The organism is Bradyrhizobium sp. CCBAU 25360, assembly GCF_028128695.1.
GTDB classification, from domain to species: domain Bacteria; phylum Pseudomonadota; class Alphaproteobacteria; order Rhizobiales; family Xanthobacteraceae; genus Bradyrhizobium; species Bradyrhizobium ottawaense.
This window is the reverse complement of record NZ_LBJA01000001.1, coordinates 665,426-682,005: the sequence shown is the minus strand read 5'-3', so window position 1 is coordinate 682,005 and position 16,580 is coordinate 665,426. Positions and strand designations below refer to the sequence as shown.

The following is a 16,580-nucleotide window of genomic DNA, read 5'->3' as shown; positions in this document are numbered from 1 at the left end:
CACGTCAAGCAAGGAGAAGAGCGATGATGCCGCTCGAGACACGAACTCTAGGCCGCACCAAAGTTTCCGTCACGTCGCTGGGGCTCGGGACAGTGCCTCTTTCCGGGTTCAATGTCGCAGTGCCATATGCCGAATTCGAAGCTGTCGTGAAAGCTGCATTCGATCTCGGCGTGCGCTACTTTGATTGCGCGCCGATGTATGGTCTCGGAAAGGCCGAGCACTTCCTCGGCCGCGCTATCCGTGACCTCCGTATCCGAGACCAGATTGTAGTAAGCACAAAGTGCGGCCGGGTGCTCAAGCCAGCCAGTCGGACACCGAAGCTCGAGACCGTTTACGGGATCGAATGGGTTGATCCGTATCCGTTTCGAGACACGTACGACTATACGTATAGCGGCGTGATGCGCTCGTTCGAGGACAGTCAGCAGCGTTTGGGCCTCGACTATATCGATGTGCTTCTGATTCACGACGTGGGACGCGCATGGCACGGCGATCAAGCAGAATTCTACTGGAACCAGCTCCGGGAGAGCGGGTACCGAGCGCTCGAGGAACTGAAGAGTTCGGGAGTCATTGCTGCCGTCGGGTTAGGAGTGAACGAGACCGACTCGGTTCTCGGGGTGGCTCGCGAATTTGCGATTGACTGTGCGCTGATCGCAGGTCGATACACGTTGCTCAATCATGCACCACTCGATGGGCATTTCGACGAGTTGCGGTCTCGAAATGTCTCGGTCATCGCCGGCGGCATCTACAATTCAGGCATCTTAGCCGCTGGATCGAAGGCGGCGGCCTCGACCTATGACTACCAGCAGGTCCCGAGCGCCATCCTGGAGCGCGTCCGATCAATCGAGAAAGTGTGCGAACGACACGGTGTCGATTTGCCCACCGTCGCGACCCAGTTCGTGCAAGCGCATCCCGCCGTCGCCACCGTTGTTCAGGGCGCGAAGTCCACAAGCGAGGTTACCCAGAACGTCCACGCTGTCTCGGCACGAATACCCGCTGCTCTCTGGCAGGACTTGAAAAATTTCGACCTAATCCCATCGAATGCTCCGGTTCCGGAAGACGGGCGATCCTCGTGAGCGGATTTCTAAGCGCACAGTTCCGTGCCGACGATCCCTTCGAGGGGATTGCACCGGGTTCAGCAGTCGCCGAATACGATGTCGTCATCGGGCCGGTCGTCCACTATCTGCGCGATGTTGTGACTGACCGCTCTGTTCGTCTTCTCGCGAACTTCATTGGGACGTCGCGTCTGGAGGATGAAAGCAAGCCTGACTCCGGCGATTCGGATCATGTGTACGAGATTCTTGCGGCGGTTCGGGTACCGGTGCAGCGGCAGCACGAGCATCATCATGTGAAACAGGCGGCGCATCTGCTGATGCCGCCGCGGGCGGCACCCCTGGCGCCACATCAACGCTCGTCCGAAGTGAGCTTGCTGTCAGGAGCGTGGGACCATCTGCGTCGGGCGAGTCCGATCGCCTGCGGCGGCTTGATCGACCTGCGGCAGTGCTGCGGCCAACTTAAGCTTGGTGCTGACCTCCTGATTGGAGCCTCCAAATGACGAGATATGCCATCACCGTGCTCGAATACGCAGCGAGCCCCAAACATCCGAGAAGTGGTGTCGTATACGGTCGACATAACAGCGGAAGCATGAACTTGCCGTTTGCTTATCTGCTCCTGCGTAGCAGTGACACTGTCGCCTTGGTTGACACCGGTTACGATCAATCGGATTTCGGAGGCGAGATCGCCAATAGCATCGGCGTCACCGGCTGGTCTCCGCCCTCTGAAGTGTTGGGAGCCGTCGGCATTCGTCCCGAGGATGTGCAGCATGTGTTCCTTACTCACGCTCATTTTGACCACATGGGTGGGCTGGCCTACTTCCCGAACGCCAAGTTCTACATCCAGAAGCGTGAGATCGAGAGCTGGATTTGGGCGCTGTCCAAGGGACGTCGTTTTCGATCCCTCCTCGGCGGCATCAACCCTGCGGATGTCCTGAAGCTCGTGGATCTCGGAATGAACAATCGGCTGGCCGTGCTGGACGGTGCGTCGCATGACGTTCTGCCGAATATCGATCTTCTTCCCGCCTTTGACACCCACACGGCGGGTTCGCAGTACGTGGTGGTCCGCAACGGCGGAAGCTTGGAGGACCGATGGGTCCTTACCGGCGACGTTGTCTACACCTACGAAAACCTGCATGGAGGTGATCGGGATGATCCATGCTTCGTGCCACCAGGACTGGCTACGGGAAGTCAGACCAATCTGATTCTTGCGGCGGAAGAGATGCTCGACAGCGTCGGCGGCGACATGTTGAGGCTCGTCCCCGTCCACGAGGAAAAGCTCAAGGATCACTTCCCATCGCGGGTGAGCGATCGGGGACTGAGGATCATTGACATCGCGACACTTTGAAACAGCCCAGGGGCTGGCGAGACAGCGAGGGTATCGCTCATGGATTACATACGTTTGGGCCGTTCAGGCCTCAAGATTTCGCGGATTGTACTTGGCTGCATGAGTTACGGGGTCGGGGAGCGAGGGAATCATCCTTGGACCCTAGGCGAGAGCGATAGTCGGCCATTCATACGCAAGGCTCTCGATTTCGGGATCAATTGCTTCGATACGGCCAACGTGTACTCGGACGGTACGAGCGAGGAAATCGTCGGCAAGATTCTCAAGGAGATGGTACCGCGAGACGAAATCGTGATCGCTACGAAGGTCTACGGCCGCATGCGCCCGGGACCAAACGGGATCGGCCTTTCACGAAAGGCAATTCTTGCCGAAGCGGAAGCAAGTCTTCGGAGGCTCGGCACCGACCATATCGATCTGTACCAGATCCATTTCTGGGACAATGACACGCCAATCGATGAAACTCTTGAGGCCTTCAACGATCTCGTGCGGAGCGGGAAAGTCCGATACATCGGCGCCAGCAATACCTACGCTTGGCAATTTGCCAAGGCTCTCCATCGCGCCGACACTAATTCTTGGGCGCGTTTTGTGTCCATGCAATGTCACCTAAATCTCCTCTATCGTGAGGAGGAACGAGAGATGTTGCCGCTTTGTCGCGACGAAGGGATCGGTGTGATCGCCTTTAGTCCGCTGGCTCGCGGGCGCCTGACCCGCCCGTGGACCGCAAAAAGTGCCCGTTCCGAGACTGACAATGTAACTTCGGAGTTCTACGGGCACGCTGAAGCGGCCGATCGGAGTGTTGTGGATGTGGTTTCCGATATTGCAAGGGAGCGCGGAGTAGCACCAGCGCATGTAGCCCTGGCCTGGGTGGCCGGAAAAGACGGCGTAACGGCACCGATCATAGGTGCTACGAAGCCTCAGCACTTGGACGATGCGATCGCCGCTTTAAGTCTGAAGCTAACCTCAGAAGAAATCGTGCGACTGGAAAAGCGTTATGTGCCTCACAGCGTTGTCGGATTGAAGTGAGTAGACGCCGGAAGCCGATTTTGGTGCTGGGCTTTGCAGATCAGAGACAATTAAGTTTGTAAAAAAAAGTGCCGGGATCACTGAAATCCCGGCACAGTCAGGGAGAGAGCCTCGAGAGAGCGGAAGGGTGCTGGTCGTTCGCTCGGCGCCCGTTGGTTAGCGGCGAAGCACGTACGCCGGGACGAGTGCCTTAACAAATTTCAAGCATCTCTCGAACGTCGTCAGGAGAAGCGATCTCGCGACCGCAATTTCTTGCAATGTCACATGTCCGGCGAACGAGCTCCTCGTTAGTCGGGCAGCCATACTCAACGTAGGGATAGTCTCCAATCCCCGGAGCGATGTTGCCGCCGCGCCTGGCCACGCCCTCGCACAGAGCCAGCAGGTTGCCGCCGACGATGTTGGCAGTCCACGTGTGGCGGATGTGCTTCGGCAAGAACGGCAAGAATGCGTCTAGACCTTCGAGTGTCCCCGGATGGCCGGTGAGATACGGACCGTCCGTCATGTTGAGAAGGAAATAGCCCGGCGCCGCCACAAGGCCCATTTCCATGAATGCTATCGCGCGTCGAACAAACCCGATCGACCAGCACGTCATCTTCGGTTTGATGCCTGCGGATTTGAGAGAGCGGAAATAGTGCTCTACAGCGGCCGTACGGTTTTCATAGATGCGCTGGGAATGTTCGAACATGAGCTTGTCGCGATCGAACACGTCAAGATTGGTGCTTCCGGTGTCTATGGGAACGATATCCGGTTTGGTCTGCGGATCCCTGGCAAGCTCGAGAATGCAGTCGATCCGTGCGCTCGGATCAGTGTCGTTGGCGAAAAAGCCGAGCGTCGGCAATATCAGGATGTCGCATTTCTGCCTGACCTTGCGGATGATCTCAGCGTTCTTCTCAGCTGTGTGGAGCGGCGCCCCATCGTCTGCGCGGGCGTGAAAATGAAGGATCGACGCTCCCGCCTCGCGACAGCGGGCCGCGGTTTCGGCTATTTCATCGGCTGTCCATGGCACATTCGGGTTAGCGTCCCGCATCGCGTATTCGTTTACGCGGGCTTCAACGATCATCTTTCTCAACATAGTCCGTTCTCTCGCTGCCGGCGGTGCTCGAGCTTTGGTTCATGGCGGCCTCCTTCGCAGTGCATCAGCCATGAACGATTTTGAGGTCGAGAGATTATGGCTCCGCCGCCAAATGCCCAAACGACTTTTATCGCGGCACTTGTGACTAAAGCTCACAACGGCTAAACTTTAGGCTTTCGAGGTATCGATGGTGCGTCCCCGGCCTTCGCTCAATGCGCTGCGTGCCTTCGAGGCCACGGCGAGATTGCGCAGCATGACCGCTGCGTCGTTGGAATTGTCCGTCACACATGGGGCGGTTAGCCGGCACATCCGATCGCTGGAGGAATTGCTCGGTGTCCCGCTATTGGTGCGAGGGTCGTCCTCCACAGACCCGACGCCGGAGGGGATTCGTCTGGCGGAAGGACTATCTGGCGCATTCAGCCTTATCGACGCGAGTGTAGAGCAAATCCTGCCGGGGCCGCTGACGGTTTCATGTTCTGCGACCATCATGATGTATTGGCTGATTCCCCGCCTCGCAGCCTTTCATGACGCTCACAGAGGCATCGATCTCCAGTTCAACCTGAACTACGATCAAGTAGATTTCATTCGTGACAAGGTCAGTATTGCTATCCGTTCAAGTACCATCGCACCGCCGCGAGACGTAGTCATCAAGGAGCTAGCGCGGGAGTGGATTTCCCCGGTTTGCGCAGCTTCTTACGCCAAGGCCAACAGCCTGAATGATCCGGATGATATCGCGGGGTGCCGTTTGCTCGGCACGCGAACACGCCCGGAGGCTTGGTCAGATTGGCTGGATGAGATGCGGTTGAAGTGGGATATCCGCATTCAAGAGTCGTATGATCACTTCTATCTTCTCATCCAGGCGGCGCTATGCGGGCTGGGCTTGGCGCTGGTCCCGACGATGTTCGTCTTGGAGGAGATCAATAGCGGCAGACTGATTGCGCCCTTTGGCAGCATCCCCGGTAAACGCACCTTAATGCTATGGACGGCGCCCCACGTCGCAACTCGCCCTGAGAGTAGAGCGGTTTCGCAATGGCTCACGCGCGAAATGTCTGCCACTGTGAAGAGCTGTGCCATGTTGGGTAAGGTCGAAGCTTAGCAACCTCTCCCGACACCAGCGAAGGCCGAGCCCCTGTGAGTTTTCCTCACGGGTTGCTTCACGAATATCGTTTGCCGTCATGCCATAGCCCGGGTGAAGATATCACCGTCCGCATCCAAACGTTCTTCGATCGTACGGATGGATGAGACGAATTCCGGGAAGAAATGCAGCAAGGCGTCACAATGCGCAGCGACAATCCGCGAGCCGAGTTCACAGCCCGATATTTGATCGAGACTGTCGATAGTCTCGAGAGGGCGGCAGAAGTCGTGGCAGGAGAGCAGTCAAGCGGGACGTTTCTCTCATTGCCCGGCGAAACGGATGAGTTGAAGAAGCGGTCGCGCGCACGGGTGCTTCGGGTGACCGAGCTGCCATCCGCCGACGCCCCGACATTGCGCAGTGCGCTCTCAGAGCGGAGGCAGAGAACAACGACGTTTCGGCGCGGCGAGATCGAGATCGCGTTTCCGGTCGATAACGTGGGCCGCAATATTCCAACGCTCTTGGCGACGGTTGCCGGCAATCTATTCGAGCTCGGCGAAATCACGGGCCTTCGGCTGCTCGACATCGACCTTCCCATCGAGTACGCCGCAAGCTTTCCAGGTCCGAAGTTCGGCGTCGACGGGACCCGCCGCTTAGCCGGTGTTTTCGATCGCCCGCTCATCGGTACGATATTGAAGCCAAGTATCGGTATGTCTCCATCCGAGACCGCCTCGCTGGTCGATAAGATCTGCGAAGCCGGGATCGACTTTCTCAAGGATGACGAGTTAATCGCCGATCCGCCTTACGCGCCTTTCGAGGAGCGTTTGAAGGCGGTCTTTCCGGTGATCGACAGGCATGCCGACCGATTGGGCCGAAAGCCCATGTACGCGATCAATATCAGTGGTTCGATCGACGACATGCGGCGTCGCCATGACCTGGTGCTAGAGGCCGGTGGAACCTGCGTCATGGTGAGCGTCAATTGGTGCGGCTTCTCTGCGATCGAACATCTGCGGACCTACACGAATCTGCCGATCCATGGTCACCGCAATGGGTGGGGCTTATTTACCCGTCATCCCTGGCTCGGCTTCGATTTCTTGGCATTTCAAAAGCTGTGGCGACTGACTGGTGTCGATCATCTGCACGTGAATGGTCTGAGGAGTAAATTCTGGGAGCCGGATGATTCCGTCATCCTGTCTGCGAGCTCATGCCTAGCTGCGTTTTCAGGTGTCAAACCAATGATGCCGGTCTTCTCTTCAGGACAATGGGCCGGACAAGCCGGAGACACATTCGAGCGCCTCGGAAGCATAGACCTCATGCACCTCGCCGGCGGCGGGATCATGGGGCATCCTGGCGGCATCGCTGGCGGCGTCATGAGTTTGCGAGAAGCCTGGCAGGCGGCAGTCCAAGGTATACCAGCGGTTGAGTACGCAAAATCCCATGCGCCGCTTCAGCTCGCGCTGTCCAAGTTCGGGGGGGCGGCGTGACACAGCCTCGCTACCGGTTGGCATTCTACGGTGATGATTTCACTGGATCGACGGATGCGCTTGAGGTCGTAGCCTTCGCCGGGCTCCGTGCTGCTCTCTTTCTCCGTCCGCCGAGCCCCGATGTCTTGAATCACTTTCGAGACATTGATGTCGTCGGCCTTGCCGGTGTGAGTCGCGGCATGTCTCCATCGGAGATGACCGAACATCTGGAGAAGCATTTACGGTACCTTGCATCGCTTCGCGCGCCGATCGTTCATTATAAGGTGTGCTCGACCTTTGACAGTTCGCCGGAGATCGGCAGCATCGGTCGAGTGATTGAAATCGCAAGGTCAATCTTTGGCGATCCAGTTCCCATCGTTGGGGGTACGCCATCGCTTCAAAGATATTGCGCGTTCGGAAACCTGTTTGCCCGATCCGGAACTGATGGGAACGTCTATCGTATCGATAGGCATCCGGTTATGAGCGTTCACCCCGTGACGCCTATGCAAGAAAGCGATCTGGCGCTGCACATCGGACGGCAGGCAGCGCTCAGGATCGAAAAGCTGACGTGCCCGTTCTTGGACCAGGGCTATGAATTGGCATCCGGGCAGTTCAAGGATTTAGCAGAGGGTGGGGCCGACGCAATCCTGCTCGACTCGACCAATGCTTCACAGCTTACACAGGTTGGGCGACTCCTCGTCGATTGGGCTGGAGTGAGTGGAAGCGCATTCGTGGTGGGTCCGTCAGGGGTGGAGTATGCCCTGACGCAGTGGTGGCGGGAGGCTGGTGTGATCCCTCCACCTACCAGCTCCTACGGCGGCCCAGCTGCGATCGATCAGGTACTGGCCGTGTCGGGCAGTGCCTCACCTGTGACCGCATTGCAGATCGATGCCGCTGTGCGGGCGGGATTTGCGGAGGTGCCTCTCGACGCTGCTGCGCTGCTCGGTGATGGCCAAAACATGGCAGCCGCGAGGCAAGCCGTCGCACGTACCCTCTCGCTGCTCAAGGAAGGACGCAGCGTCATTTTGCATACAGCCCGTGGTCCCGATGATCCACGGATCGGGAAGATGATTGATATGCTCGTAACGGGCGGGATGTCGCGCGAGTTCGCCAAGCATGAAGGTGGCCGAAACCTTGGTCGGAAGCTTGGCCAACTCGTTAGTGATATTCTGCAGGAGGTACCCCTCAAGAGATTGTTGTTGTCCGGTGGCGACACGTCGAGTCAGGTCGCACAACTCTTGGATATTGATGCGCTTGAAATTGAATCGCGCGTAAGCCCTGGCGTGCCACTTTGCCGAGCCAGATCGATCCGCGGCCGTCTCGATGGACTTCAGATAGCATTCAAGGGCGGTCAACTCGGCGACGAAGAATTCTTCAAGCGCGGATGGCTGGGTCGAGTCTAATAAGAACGAAATAGGGAGGATGCCAATGCGTGTCCCAACGATGGCTTCAGGCGGCATGGCCGCGCACGATAGTCGCGGCAGCGCGACCTCGCACGCGCCGTTTGGACGGTCCGTGGAGAGTTCGCGCCAGAGCGTTCTGCAGGCGATTGCAGATGGCGCCGATAAATTGTTCGGCCTTATTCTTGAAATCTGCGTCAGCATACTGCTGACGGCCGAGATTCTGCTGCTGTTTGCAGGAGTCCTGGCGCGTTACGTCTTCCTCAAGCCCATCATTTGGTCGGACGAGCTGGCTTCTATGCTGTTTCTCTGGCTTGTGATGCTGGGCTCCGCGATTGCGTTGCGACGCGGCGAGCACATGAGAATGACGGCGCTATTCGCATTCGTGTCTCCTAGGATGCGAGCTCACCTCGACGCGATCGCGCTGGCAGCATCACTGGGGCTGGTCGTCCTCCTGTTTCCGGCTACGCTCGAGTATGCAATCGAGGAAGCTATCGTTAGAACCCCCGCGATGGATCTCTCAAACGCGTGGCGAGCGTCCGCCGCTCCCGTCGGCTTTGGCTTGATGGGAATATTCACACTCCTTCGCCTCGTGCGTCTCGGTGATGCAAGACAGGCTCTGACCGCCCTCGCCATTGTCGCACTGTTGGTGGGGATACTTTGGCTTCTCAAGCCGGTCTTTGCGCCGCTCGGCAACGTAAATCTCATCATCTTCTTCGTCGTTGTCGTTGCCTGCACCGTCTTTACGGGCGTTCCGATCGCCTTTTCGTTCGGTTTGGCAACATTCGGTTATCTCATGCTTACGACCAGGACTCCGCCGCTGATCATCGTGGGTCGTATCGACGAAGGTGTCAGCCATCTCATCCTGCTTTCAGTTCCCTTGTTCGTGTTTCTCGGTCAACTGATCGAAATGACGGGCATGGCGCGGGCCATGGTTACGTTCCTCGCGAGCCTGTTAGGCCATGTGCGCGGTGGTCTATTGTACGTCCTCGTCGGAGCGATGTACCTCGTCTCGGGGATCTCCGGCTCAAAGGCCGCGGACATGGCCGCGGTGGCGCCGGTTCTGTTTCCGGAAATGAAGCGTCGGGGTGCGAAGGAAGGAGATCTCGTCGCGCTGCTGGCCGCGACAGGTGCTCAAACCGAGACGATTCCACCGAGCATAGTTCTCATCACCATCGGCTCGGTTACCGGAGTCTCCATTGCGGCTCTGTTCACCGGCGGACTTCTTCCCGGCGTGATTCTGGCGATCACCCTTTGCTGGGTCATTGCATGGAGATACCGCAATGAGGATCTTAGCCTTGCTCGTCGCGCCTCAGCCAAGGAAATTGGAAAGGCGTTTCTGCTCGCGGTACCGGCAATCGCTCTTCCTTTCGTTATTCGATCCGCAGTGATCGAAGGCGTGGCAACGGCGACCGAAGTCTCTACCATTGGGATCTTCTATTCGATTGTAGTTGGCGCTCTCTTCTACAGGCAATTCGATTGGCGGAGGATCAAGCCGATGCTGGTCGAGACCGCGAGTCTGTCTGGGGCCATCCTCTTTATCATCGGCACCGCGACGTCGATGGCTTGGAGTCTGACCCAATCAGGCTTCTCTCGCTCACTCGCTGTGGCGATGAAGCAGTTGCCTGGTGGATCGGCAAGCTTCATGGCGGTGTCCATTGTGGCCTTCGTCATTCTTGGCAGCGTTCTCGAAGGTATTCCGGCCATTGTTCTCTTCGGTCCGTTGCTTTTCCCGATAGCTCAAGCTCTGGGGATCGATCTCGTTCACTATTCGATGGTCGTCATATTGGCGATGGGTGTCGGCCTCTTCGCACCGCCTTTCGGCGTTGGTTACTACGCCGCATGCGCGATCAGCAGGGTGAGCCCGGACGCCGGAATGCGGCCCATTCTTGGCTACATGTTGGCCCTCTTGGTTGGGCTGGTGATTGTCGCGTCAGTTCCGTGGATCTCAACAGGGTTCTTGTGAACTGACGCTCCGCCGTAGGTGGCATCGAGCCTGGCAACTTGAACGATGGAGGAAGCAATGAGGAAGATCAGTCGCAGGACGTTCTTGCAGACAACAACGTCGGTCGCGGTGGCTGCTGGAGCCGGATTGTCTGTGAGGCCGGCTCGGGCCGCAGAATTTCAGCTCCGATGGGGGTTCAACCTCGCCGAGTCACATCCAATTACCGCGCGTGCGCGGGAAGCTGCTGAACGCGTGTTGTCTGAAACGAAAGGCCGGGTGGAAATCAATGTCTTTCCCAACAACCAACTCGGGGGCGACACGGACATGCTGTCGCAGCTGCGCGCCGGTGGTCTGGATTTGTTTCTTAACTCGGGGATCAACGTGCTCTCGACGATCGTTCCATCCGCGTCGATCTACGGTTTGGGATTCATCTTTCCGGATTATGACGCCGTCTGGAAGGCGATGGACGGACAACTCGGCGACGCATTGCGAACCGCGATCGGCAAGGCGAACCTCGTGCCGATGGCCAAGATGTGGGACAATGGCTTCCGCAACATTACGACGAGCTCGAAGCAGATCAATACGCCGGCCGACTTGAAGGGCGTCAAGATTCGCGTGCCGGTAGGTGCACTATGGACGTCTATGTTCCAGGCCTTTGGCGCCGCACCGACCGCGATCAACTATAGCGAGTTGTACTCCGCGCTGCAGACCAAGATCGTCGACGGCCAGGAAAACTCCCTCGCCAACATTTTTACGGCGAACCTTTTCGAGGTGCAGAAGTACTGCGCTCTGACCGGTCACATGTGGGATGCCTTCTTCTGCGTGGCGAACAAGCGAAACTGGGAAGCCATTCCTCAGGATCTGCGCGCAATCGTGGCCACGGCAATCAATGACGCCGCAATGGCTGAGAGGAAGGACATGGCGACGCTTGCCACGACATTGCGCGGTGACCTGGCCAAGAAGGGTCTGATCTTCAACGAGCCCGACGTCAACGCCTTCCGAGATGCTCTTCGCAGCGCCGGCTTCTACAAGGAATGGCGAACCAAATACGGGGAGGAACTCTGGACGATGCTTGAGAGCACCGCCGGAAAGCTAACGTGAAGACGACAAAATCGGGAGTCAGATAGACATGAGATTGGACAAGAGAGTGGCACTCGTCACCGGAGGCGCACGCGGAATCGGATTTGCAATCTCGAAGGCACTGGCGCGGGAGGGCGCGCGCATCGTGATCGCGGATGTCAACCTTGACGGTGCGAAGACAGCGGCAGCTGCTCTCGAAAATGCCGACCGAGATCACTTAGGCCTGCGCGTGGACGTGGCGGATCAACCGTCGGTGGGCGAGTTGATGGACGAAGTGGTCCGTCGCTGCGGGGGAATGGATATCCTGATCAACAACGCCGGGATCGGGGGCAACACGCCGTTCCTCGACATCAAGCTCGAGGACTGGCAGCGAATGATCTCAATCAATTTGACGGGAGCATTCATCGTGGCACAATCCGTGTCGCGCCAGATGGTTAAGCAAGGACGTGGTGGCAAGATCATAAACATCGCATCGCTCTCGGGCCAGCGCGGCGGAAACGGACGCGGCGCATATGGCGCGGCTAAAGCCGGCCTCGAGTTGCTGACCAAGGTCATGGCGGTCGAACTTGCTCAACACCGCATCAATGTCAACAACATCGCTCCGGGAGCGATTGAAACCGAGATGGCCAAGACGGCACACGATCCCGCGACACGCCGGGCCTATGAATACCTCATTCCGATGGGCCGCTACGGGACCCCGGAAGAGATCGCTGACGCAGCAGTCTTTTTGTCTTCGGACGAGAGCAGGTATGTCCACGGCCATACATTGAACGTTGACGGCGGTTTCCGTGAAGCTGGTCTGATGTTCGGACCGGACAAAACGCCGCCTCGATAGGCGTCCGTTGTGCAGGCTTGCTTTTTCGATGGAAAGGCTAATTAGGTGCGACGAAGCCGCCGAGCGAAGATCGTAGCAACAGTTGGACCCGCCTGCTGCGAACCAGAGATGCTTCGGACATTGTTCGAGGCAGGCGTTGATACCTTTCGCCTTAACTTTAGTCACGGGGCGAGGGAGGATCACGCCAGGGTCCACGCAGCAATACGCGCGCTCGAGGCTGAAATGGGCCGACCGATTGGCATCTTGCTGGATCTCCAGGGACCGAAAATCCGGATCGGGACATTGCGCGACGGGAGCTTGACCGTAGCACCGGGCGAAACCGTTCGCTTTGTCCAAGAAGGCGCCGGGGATCGGGATGCTATCCCGCTGCCGCACCCGGAGGTTTTCGTGGCAGCGGCTCCTGGCCACGATCTGCTGATCGACGATGGTCGCCTGTGCGTTCGCGTTAAGACGCTGCTCCGCGACAGTCTCGATGCTGAGGTAATCGTTGGCGGCAAAATCTCCAACCACAAGGGCGTCAATCTACCTGGGACGATCTTGAATCTGTCTCCGCTTACCCCAAAAGACCGATCAGACTTAGAATTTGGCCTTCGACTCGGCGTCGATTGGGTCGCGCTGTCCTTTGTGCAGCGACCGGGAGACCTCATTGAAGCGAGGGGCCTGATTGGCGATCGGGCAGGGCTCGTTGCGAAGTTTGAGAAGCCGGCTGCTCTTGATCGGATCGATGACATCATTAGCTTGTCCGACGCGGTCATGGTGGCGCGGGGCGATCTCGGCGTGGAAATACCCCACGAAGACGTTCCCGGGCGGCAGAAGGAACTGGTGCGAGCCTGTCGACTGGCGGTCAAGCCTGTGATCGTAGCCACCCAAATGCTGGATTCCATGGTGTCTTCGCCGACGCCGACACGCGCGGAAGCGTCCGATGTCGCCACGGCCATTTACGATGGGGCCGACGCCGTGATGTTATCGGCGGAGTCTGCCGTCGGCCGATATCCGCGCGAGGCGGTGGAGATGATGGATCGCATCGTCCGCAGCACCGAACGTCACAAGATGTATCGATCGATCGTTGATGCCTTGCGCCCCGACGAGGAGCAAACGCCGCCCCACGCGGTGGCCACAGCTGCGGCGGGCTTGGCGTCGGCGATCCATGCGGCGGCTATCGTCGTGTACACGTCCGGAGGCACGACCGCCGCACGCATCGCTCGCCGCCGTCCAGATGTGCCAGTGCTTGCCGTTACTCCGAGCTCGGACACCGCCCGTCGTCTGTGTCTTCTCTGGGGGACGCACAGCGTGTTCTCGTCCGACGTGAGCGACTATGAGGAGATGGTGTCGCGCGCTGTTTCTACCGCGGTCGGAGAACGTTTCGCAGATAGCTTGGACCACGTGGTGATCGTTGCCGGAATTCCGTTCGCGCAGGCCGGGACCACGAATAATATCCGCGTCATCGCGGTACCTTGAACTGTTGAGGCTATCGGTCTGTGGGCCGGCCAAACCCGGCGAGGTTTCGATTCATTCGAATGTCAGAAGTAGCCACCTGAAGTCGACGAATGGCGGTGCGACAGTGAGCGACAGCAAGTTGAGGGATGAACTCTGCCGCTTCGGCCGCTCGCTGTTCGAGCGCGGTTTCACGCCGGGATCGTCTGGCAATATTAGTGTTATGCTCGATGACGGCGGTTGGCTCGTGACGTCCACTAACGCATCGGTCGGATTCCTCGATCCCAATCGCGTCACCCATCCGGACGCGCAGGGAAGCGTCTTATCTGGCGATGCGCCGACGAAGGAAGTCCCGTTACACGCCGCGCTGTACCAAACGCGAGGTACGGCCCGGGCCGTAGTACATATTCATTCGGTTCATTCGGTCGCGGTATCGATGTTGCCCGAGGTCGATCGGCGAGCCGTCCTGCCGCCGATGACCCCCTATTACCTCATGAGATGTGGTCGGACCGCTCTGGTGCCGTACTATAGGCCGGGCGATCCTGCCGTTGCGAATGCGATCAAAGGTCTTGGGGGAAAATATTCCTCCGTCTTGCTCGCCAACCATGGCCCTGTGGTTGCGGGCGATACGTTAGAAGCTGCCTTCTTCGCTACCGAAGAATTGGAAGAGACCGCGAGGCTCTACTTGCTGTTACGTGGACTCAACCCCCGCTACCTATCGCCGGAGCAGGAACAGGATCTGGCGAAGACCTTCAAGCTCTCATTTCCGATTATTTGCCAGAGGGCGTGTATTCAGAACCTACAAAGAACCGAAGGGAAGTAGTTGGCTCGTTGCATCCACGTTGGAGCGGCTTCTCGGGCCGACAGCGCCGAATCGTTTTCACCGCTTGCGGAAGGAGCGCGCTATGTCTTGGAAGTCGAGTTGGTGCATCGTGGCCAACAAGGGCCGCACGGTTCAACCGGAGTTTCAACGTCTTGTCGTAAAAGGCATCGGCGCTTCTGCCTTCGAGGCCGATAGGGGCCGATTTCCCAAGCTGTGCCAGCCTGACCTCGTACTCGATGTGATCCGGAAAGTTGCAAACGCTGTTCAGTGTCTAAGGCCGCGTCGGGTGCACCGCACCCGTATCGCCGAACCAGAAGAAAATCTGGGCGATCCGAAAAGCGGAGCGCCGTTGCAGACCTCAGTGGAATCTGTGCACACCCATGGTGCCGCCATCAACGCGCTCACAGCGACCATCATTAATGCACAGGCGGGGTTAAACTGGCTGAGCGCTCAACCGCCAGATCTGGAGGAAGTCCGGCGAGTGCTCGATGCCATCGCTAACGACGGTAAGCGAGCGGGCGAGATCGTCCTTCAACTTCGTGCGCGCACGCATAGGACCCTAGCCGATGATGCTCTTGATCCTTGAGCTGATCCCCCTGATGTCGCCAAGCAACGTCGCCTTTTGATCCTGCTCAGACCTCCGGCAAGATACGCTTCCGTTCGCTGCTAAGCAAAAAGCAGACGGCATCGGCACCCCGTCTTGGTTTCGAGTACACGCCCCCGGATTGTGCAGCTTCTCCGCGCGCGCGGCGCCGGCGACGTGAGTCCCTGCCGCGCGGACAGGACGCATTTTTTCTTTAGTTCGCCACGATCAGAAACTCTTCACGACTTCTCGTTCGGGATTGACAGCGAATCCCCATCTATATCAAGCGACCGGCAGATGATGGAACGACGCTCGGCCAGTTGTAAGAGAAGCGTTCCGCTGAAGATGCAGCATTGAGATGTGAGGGTGGCTCTTTTCACGGTGGCCCAGGCGATAGCGACGCAGACGATCTCTTGGCGGAAGCGTTCGACTGATCACATAGTCGCGGCCAGGTTCGTATCTTACGGTCGCCTGCCTCCGTAAGATAAAATGACGTCGATTAGCACATTATGGACATTGAACAGAGCGACGTTCATAGTTTGTGCATGGCGCGTCCTACACTCACACGCTCCGACCTTGGGGATTTGAACCTGTTCAGAACGATCGCGCGAGCGGGCGGCTTCCGACGCGCCGCCCTCGAGCTCGATGTCTCAGCATCTGCACTCAGCCATGCGTTGCGCGGACTTGAGACGAGGCTCGGGGTTCGTCTGGCCAATCGCACAAATCGGAGCGTCACGTTAACCGAAGCCGGCGAGAAGCTCCTTGCGAGCCTTGAGAGCGGGTTCGAGGCAATCGAGAGCGGGATCGAGAATCTAAACGTTCACAGGGATACGCCGTCGGGTCGCCTGCGGATCAATGTGCTCACCGACGCGGCTCGGCTTGCCTTGGGCCCAAACCTCGCAGGATTCATGGCGAGTTATCCTAAGGTAAAACTTGAAGTCGTCGTCCAGGACGAGTTCGTCGATATTGTCAGCGGCAGTTTCGATGCGGGGATTCGTTTCGGCGGGTCTGTTCCCGAGGACATGATTGCCGTACCAATTGGAGCCGATCTTCGCTGGATCATGATCGCCTCCCCGGAATATCTCGCGCGAGGCCCTCGACTGAAGCATCCGTCCGACCTGTCTTCTCACCGATGCATTGGCCTGCGGACGGGTACGGGAGCGATTTATCACTGGGAGCTTGAGAAAGGCCCTGAACGTGCACAGATTTCCCTCGATTGGGCGATCGTCGTCAACGAGACCGCGCTCGCGATCGAAATCGCAGGGACCGGTGGCGGCATAGCTTATTGCGTCGAACCGCGCGTCCATGATCAGCTCAAATCCGGGGCGCTGAAGGAGGTGCTGCCGAAGTGGAGCTCGTTCGGACCAGCCTTTCATGTTTACTACAGTAGCCGGAGGCAGGTGCCGAGCGCGCTACGCGCCCTGATCTCCTTCTTGAAGAACGAAGTCCAGTGACT

Annotated in this window: 15 protein-coding genes; 14 read left to right on the top strand and 1 reads right to left on the bottom strand. The window is 58.2% G+C overall.

Features of this window, described 5'->3' with window-relative positions; genetic code table 11:
* Positions 1-23 precede the first annotated feature (23 nt).
* Genes XH81_RS03040 through XH81_RS03025 form a run of 4 tightly spaced genes read left to right on the top strand, consistent with a single transcriptional unit; the run spans position 24 to position 3,417 of the window.
* A complete protein-coding gene (locus tag XH81_RS03040; protein ID WP_271595698.1) occupies positions 24-1,073 on the top strand; it encodes an aldo/keto reductase in 1,050 nt (349 codons plus the stop codon).
* The gene (locus tag XH81_RS03035; RefSeq protein ID WP_271595697.1) at positions 1,070-1,552 is read left to right on the top strand and encodes a hypothetical protein; all 483 of its coding nucleotides are present in this window, start codon (positions 1,070-1,072) and stop codon (positions 1,550-1,552) included. Before XH81_RS03040 ends, XH81_RS03035 begins: the two co-directional genes overlap by 4 nt.
* Positions 1,549-2,397 carry an N-acyl homoserine lactonase family protein gene (locus XH81_RS03030; RefSeq protein WP_271595696.1) on the top strand — a complete coding sequence of 283 codons (849 nt, stop codon included), beginning with the start codon at positions 1,549-1,551 and terminating at the stop codon, positions 2,395-2,397. The genes XH81_RS03035 and XH81_RS03030 overlap by 4 nt, the downstream gene beginning before the upstream one ends.
* Before the next feature lie 39 nt (positions 2,398-2,436).
* A complete protein-coding gene (locus tag XH81_RS03025) occupies positions 2,437-3,417 on the top strand; it encodes an aldo/keto reductase (RefSeq protein WP_271595695.1) in 981 nt (326 codons plus the stop codon).
* A gap of 190 nt (positions 3,418-3,607) precedes the next feature.
* On the opposite strand, the gene XH81_RS03020 is transcribed toward XH81_RS03025, so the two are convergent.
* Positions 3,608-4,489: a 3-keto-5-aminohexanoate cleavage protein gene (locus XH81_RS03020; RefSeq protein WP_271595694.1), complete on the bottom strand. Its 882-nt coding sequence runs from the start codon at positions 4,487-4,489 to the stop codon at positions 3,608-3,610.
* Positions 4,490-4,676: 187 nt separating this feature from the next.
* Here XH81_RS03020 and XH81_RS03015 point away from each other — a divergent pair, with 187 nt between their 5' ends.
* The 10 genes from XH81_RS03015 to XH81_RS02970 all read left to right on the top strand — a co-directional run bounded on the left by XH81_RS03015 (position 4,677) and on the right by XH81_RS02970 (position 16,578).
* Positions 4,677-5,585 carry a LysR substrate-binding domain-containing protein gene (locus XH81_RS03015; RefSeq protein WP_271595693.1) on the top strand — a complete coding sequence of 303 codons (909 nt, stop codon included), beginning with the start codon at positions 4,677-4,679 and terminating at the stop codon, positions 5,583-5,585.
* A 182-nt stretch (positions 5,586-5,767) separates the two neighbouring features.
* Positions 5,768-7,045 (top strand): ribulose-bisphosphate carboxylase large subunit family protein, encoded by a 1,278-nt coding sequence (locus XH81_RS03010; protein WP_271595692.1) that lies wholly within the window; start codon positions 5,768-5,770, stop codon positions 7,043-7,045.
* Positions 7,042-8,427 carry a four-carbon acid sugar kinase family protein gene (locus tag XH81_RS03005; protein WP_271595691.1) on the top strand — a complete coding sequence of 462 codons (1,386 nt, stop codon included), beginning with the start codon at positions 7,042-7,044 and terminating at the stop codon, positions 8,425-8,427. The genes XH81_RS03010 and XH81_RS03005 overlap by 4 nt, the downstream gene beginning before the upstream one ends.
* A 25-nt stretch (positions 8,428-8,452) precedes the next feature.
* Positions 8,453-10,390 (top strand): TRAP transporter large permease, encoded by a 1,938-nt coding sequence (locus XH81_RS03000; protein ID WP_271595690.1) that lies wholly within the window; start codon positions 8,453-8,455, stop codon positions 10,388-10,390.
* A gap of 57 nt (positions 10,391-10,447) precedes the next feature.
* The gene (locus XH81_RS02995) at positions 10,448-11,470 is read left to right on the top strand and encodes a TRAP transporter substrate-binding protein (protein ID WP_271595689.1); all 1,023 of its coding nucleotides are present in this window, start codon (positions 10,448-10,450) and stop codon (positions 11,468-11,470) included.
* A gap of 28 nt (positions 11,471-11,498) precedes the next feature.
* Complete coding sequence (locus XH81_RS02990; protein WP_271595688.1) at positions 11,499-12,284, top strand: SDR family NAD(P)-dependent oxidoreductase; 786 nt, start codon at positions 11,499-11,501, stop codon at positions 12,282-12,284.
* Between the two features lie 45 nt (positions 12,285-12,329).
* On the top strand, positions 12,330-13,742 hold the full coding sequence (gene pyk, locus XH81_RS02985; protein ID WP_271595687.1) for a pyruvate kinase: 1,413 nt from the start codon (positions 12,330-12,332) through the stop codon (positions 13,740-13,742).
* A 103-nt stretch (positions 13,743-13,845) separates the two neighbouring features.
* Positions 13,846-14,541 carry a 3-oxo-tetronate 4-phosphate decarboxylase gene (gene otnC / locus XH81_RS02980; RefSeq protein WP_271595686.1) on the top strand — a complete coding sequence of 232 codons (696 nt, stop codon included), beginning with the start codon at positions 13,846-13,848 and terminating at the stop codon, positions 14,539-14,541.
* Between the two features lie 82 nt (positions 14,542-14,623).
* Positions 14,624-15,127, top strand: a complete 504-nt coding sequence (locus XH81_RS02975; protein ID WP_271595685.1) for a hypothetical protein — start codon at positions 14,624-14,626, stop codon at positions 15,125-15,127.
* Positions 15,128-15,633: 506 nt separating this feature from the next.
* The gene (locus XH81_RS02970; RefSeq protein WP_271595684.1) at positions 15,634-16,578 is read left to right on the top strand and encodes a LysR family transcriptional regulator; all 945 of its coding nucleotides are present in this window, start codon (positions 15,634-15,636) and stop codon (positions 16,576-16,578) included.
* The last annotated feature ends 2 nt before the right edge of the window (positions 16,579-16,580 follow it).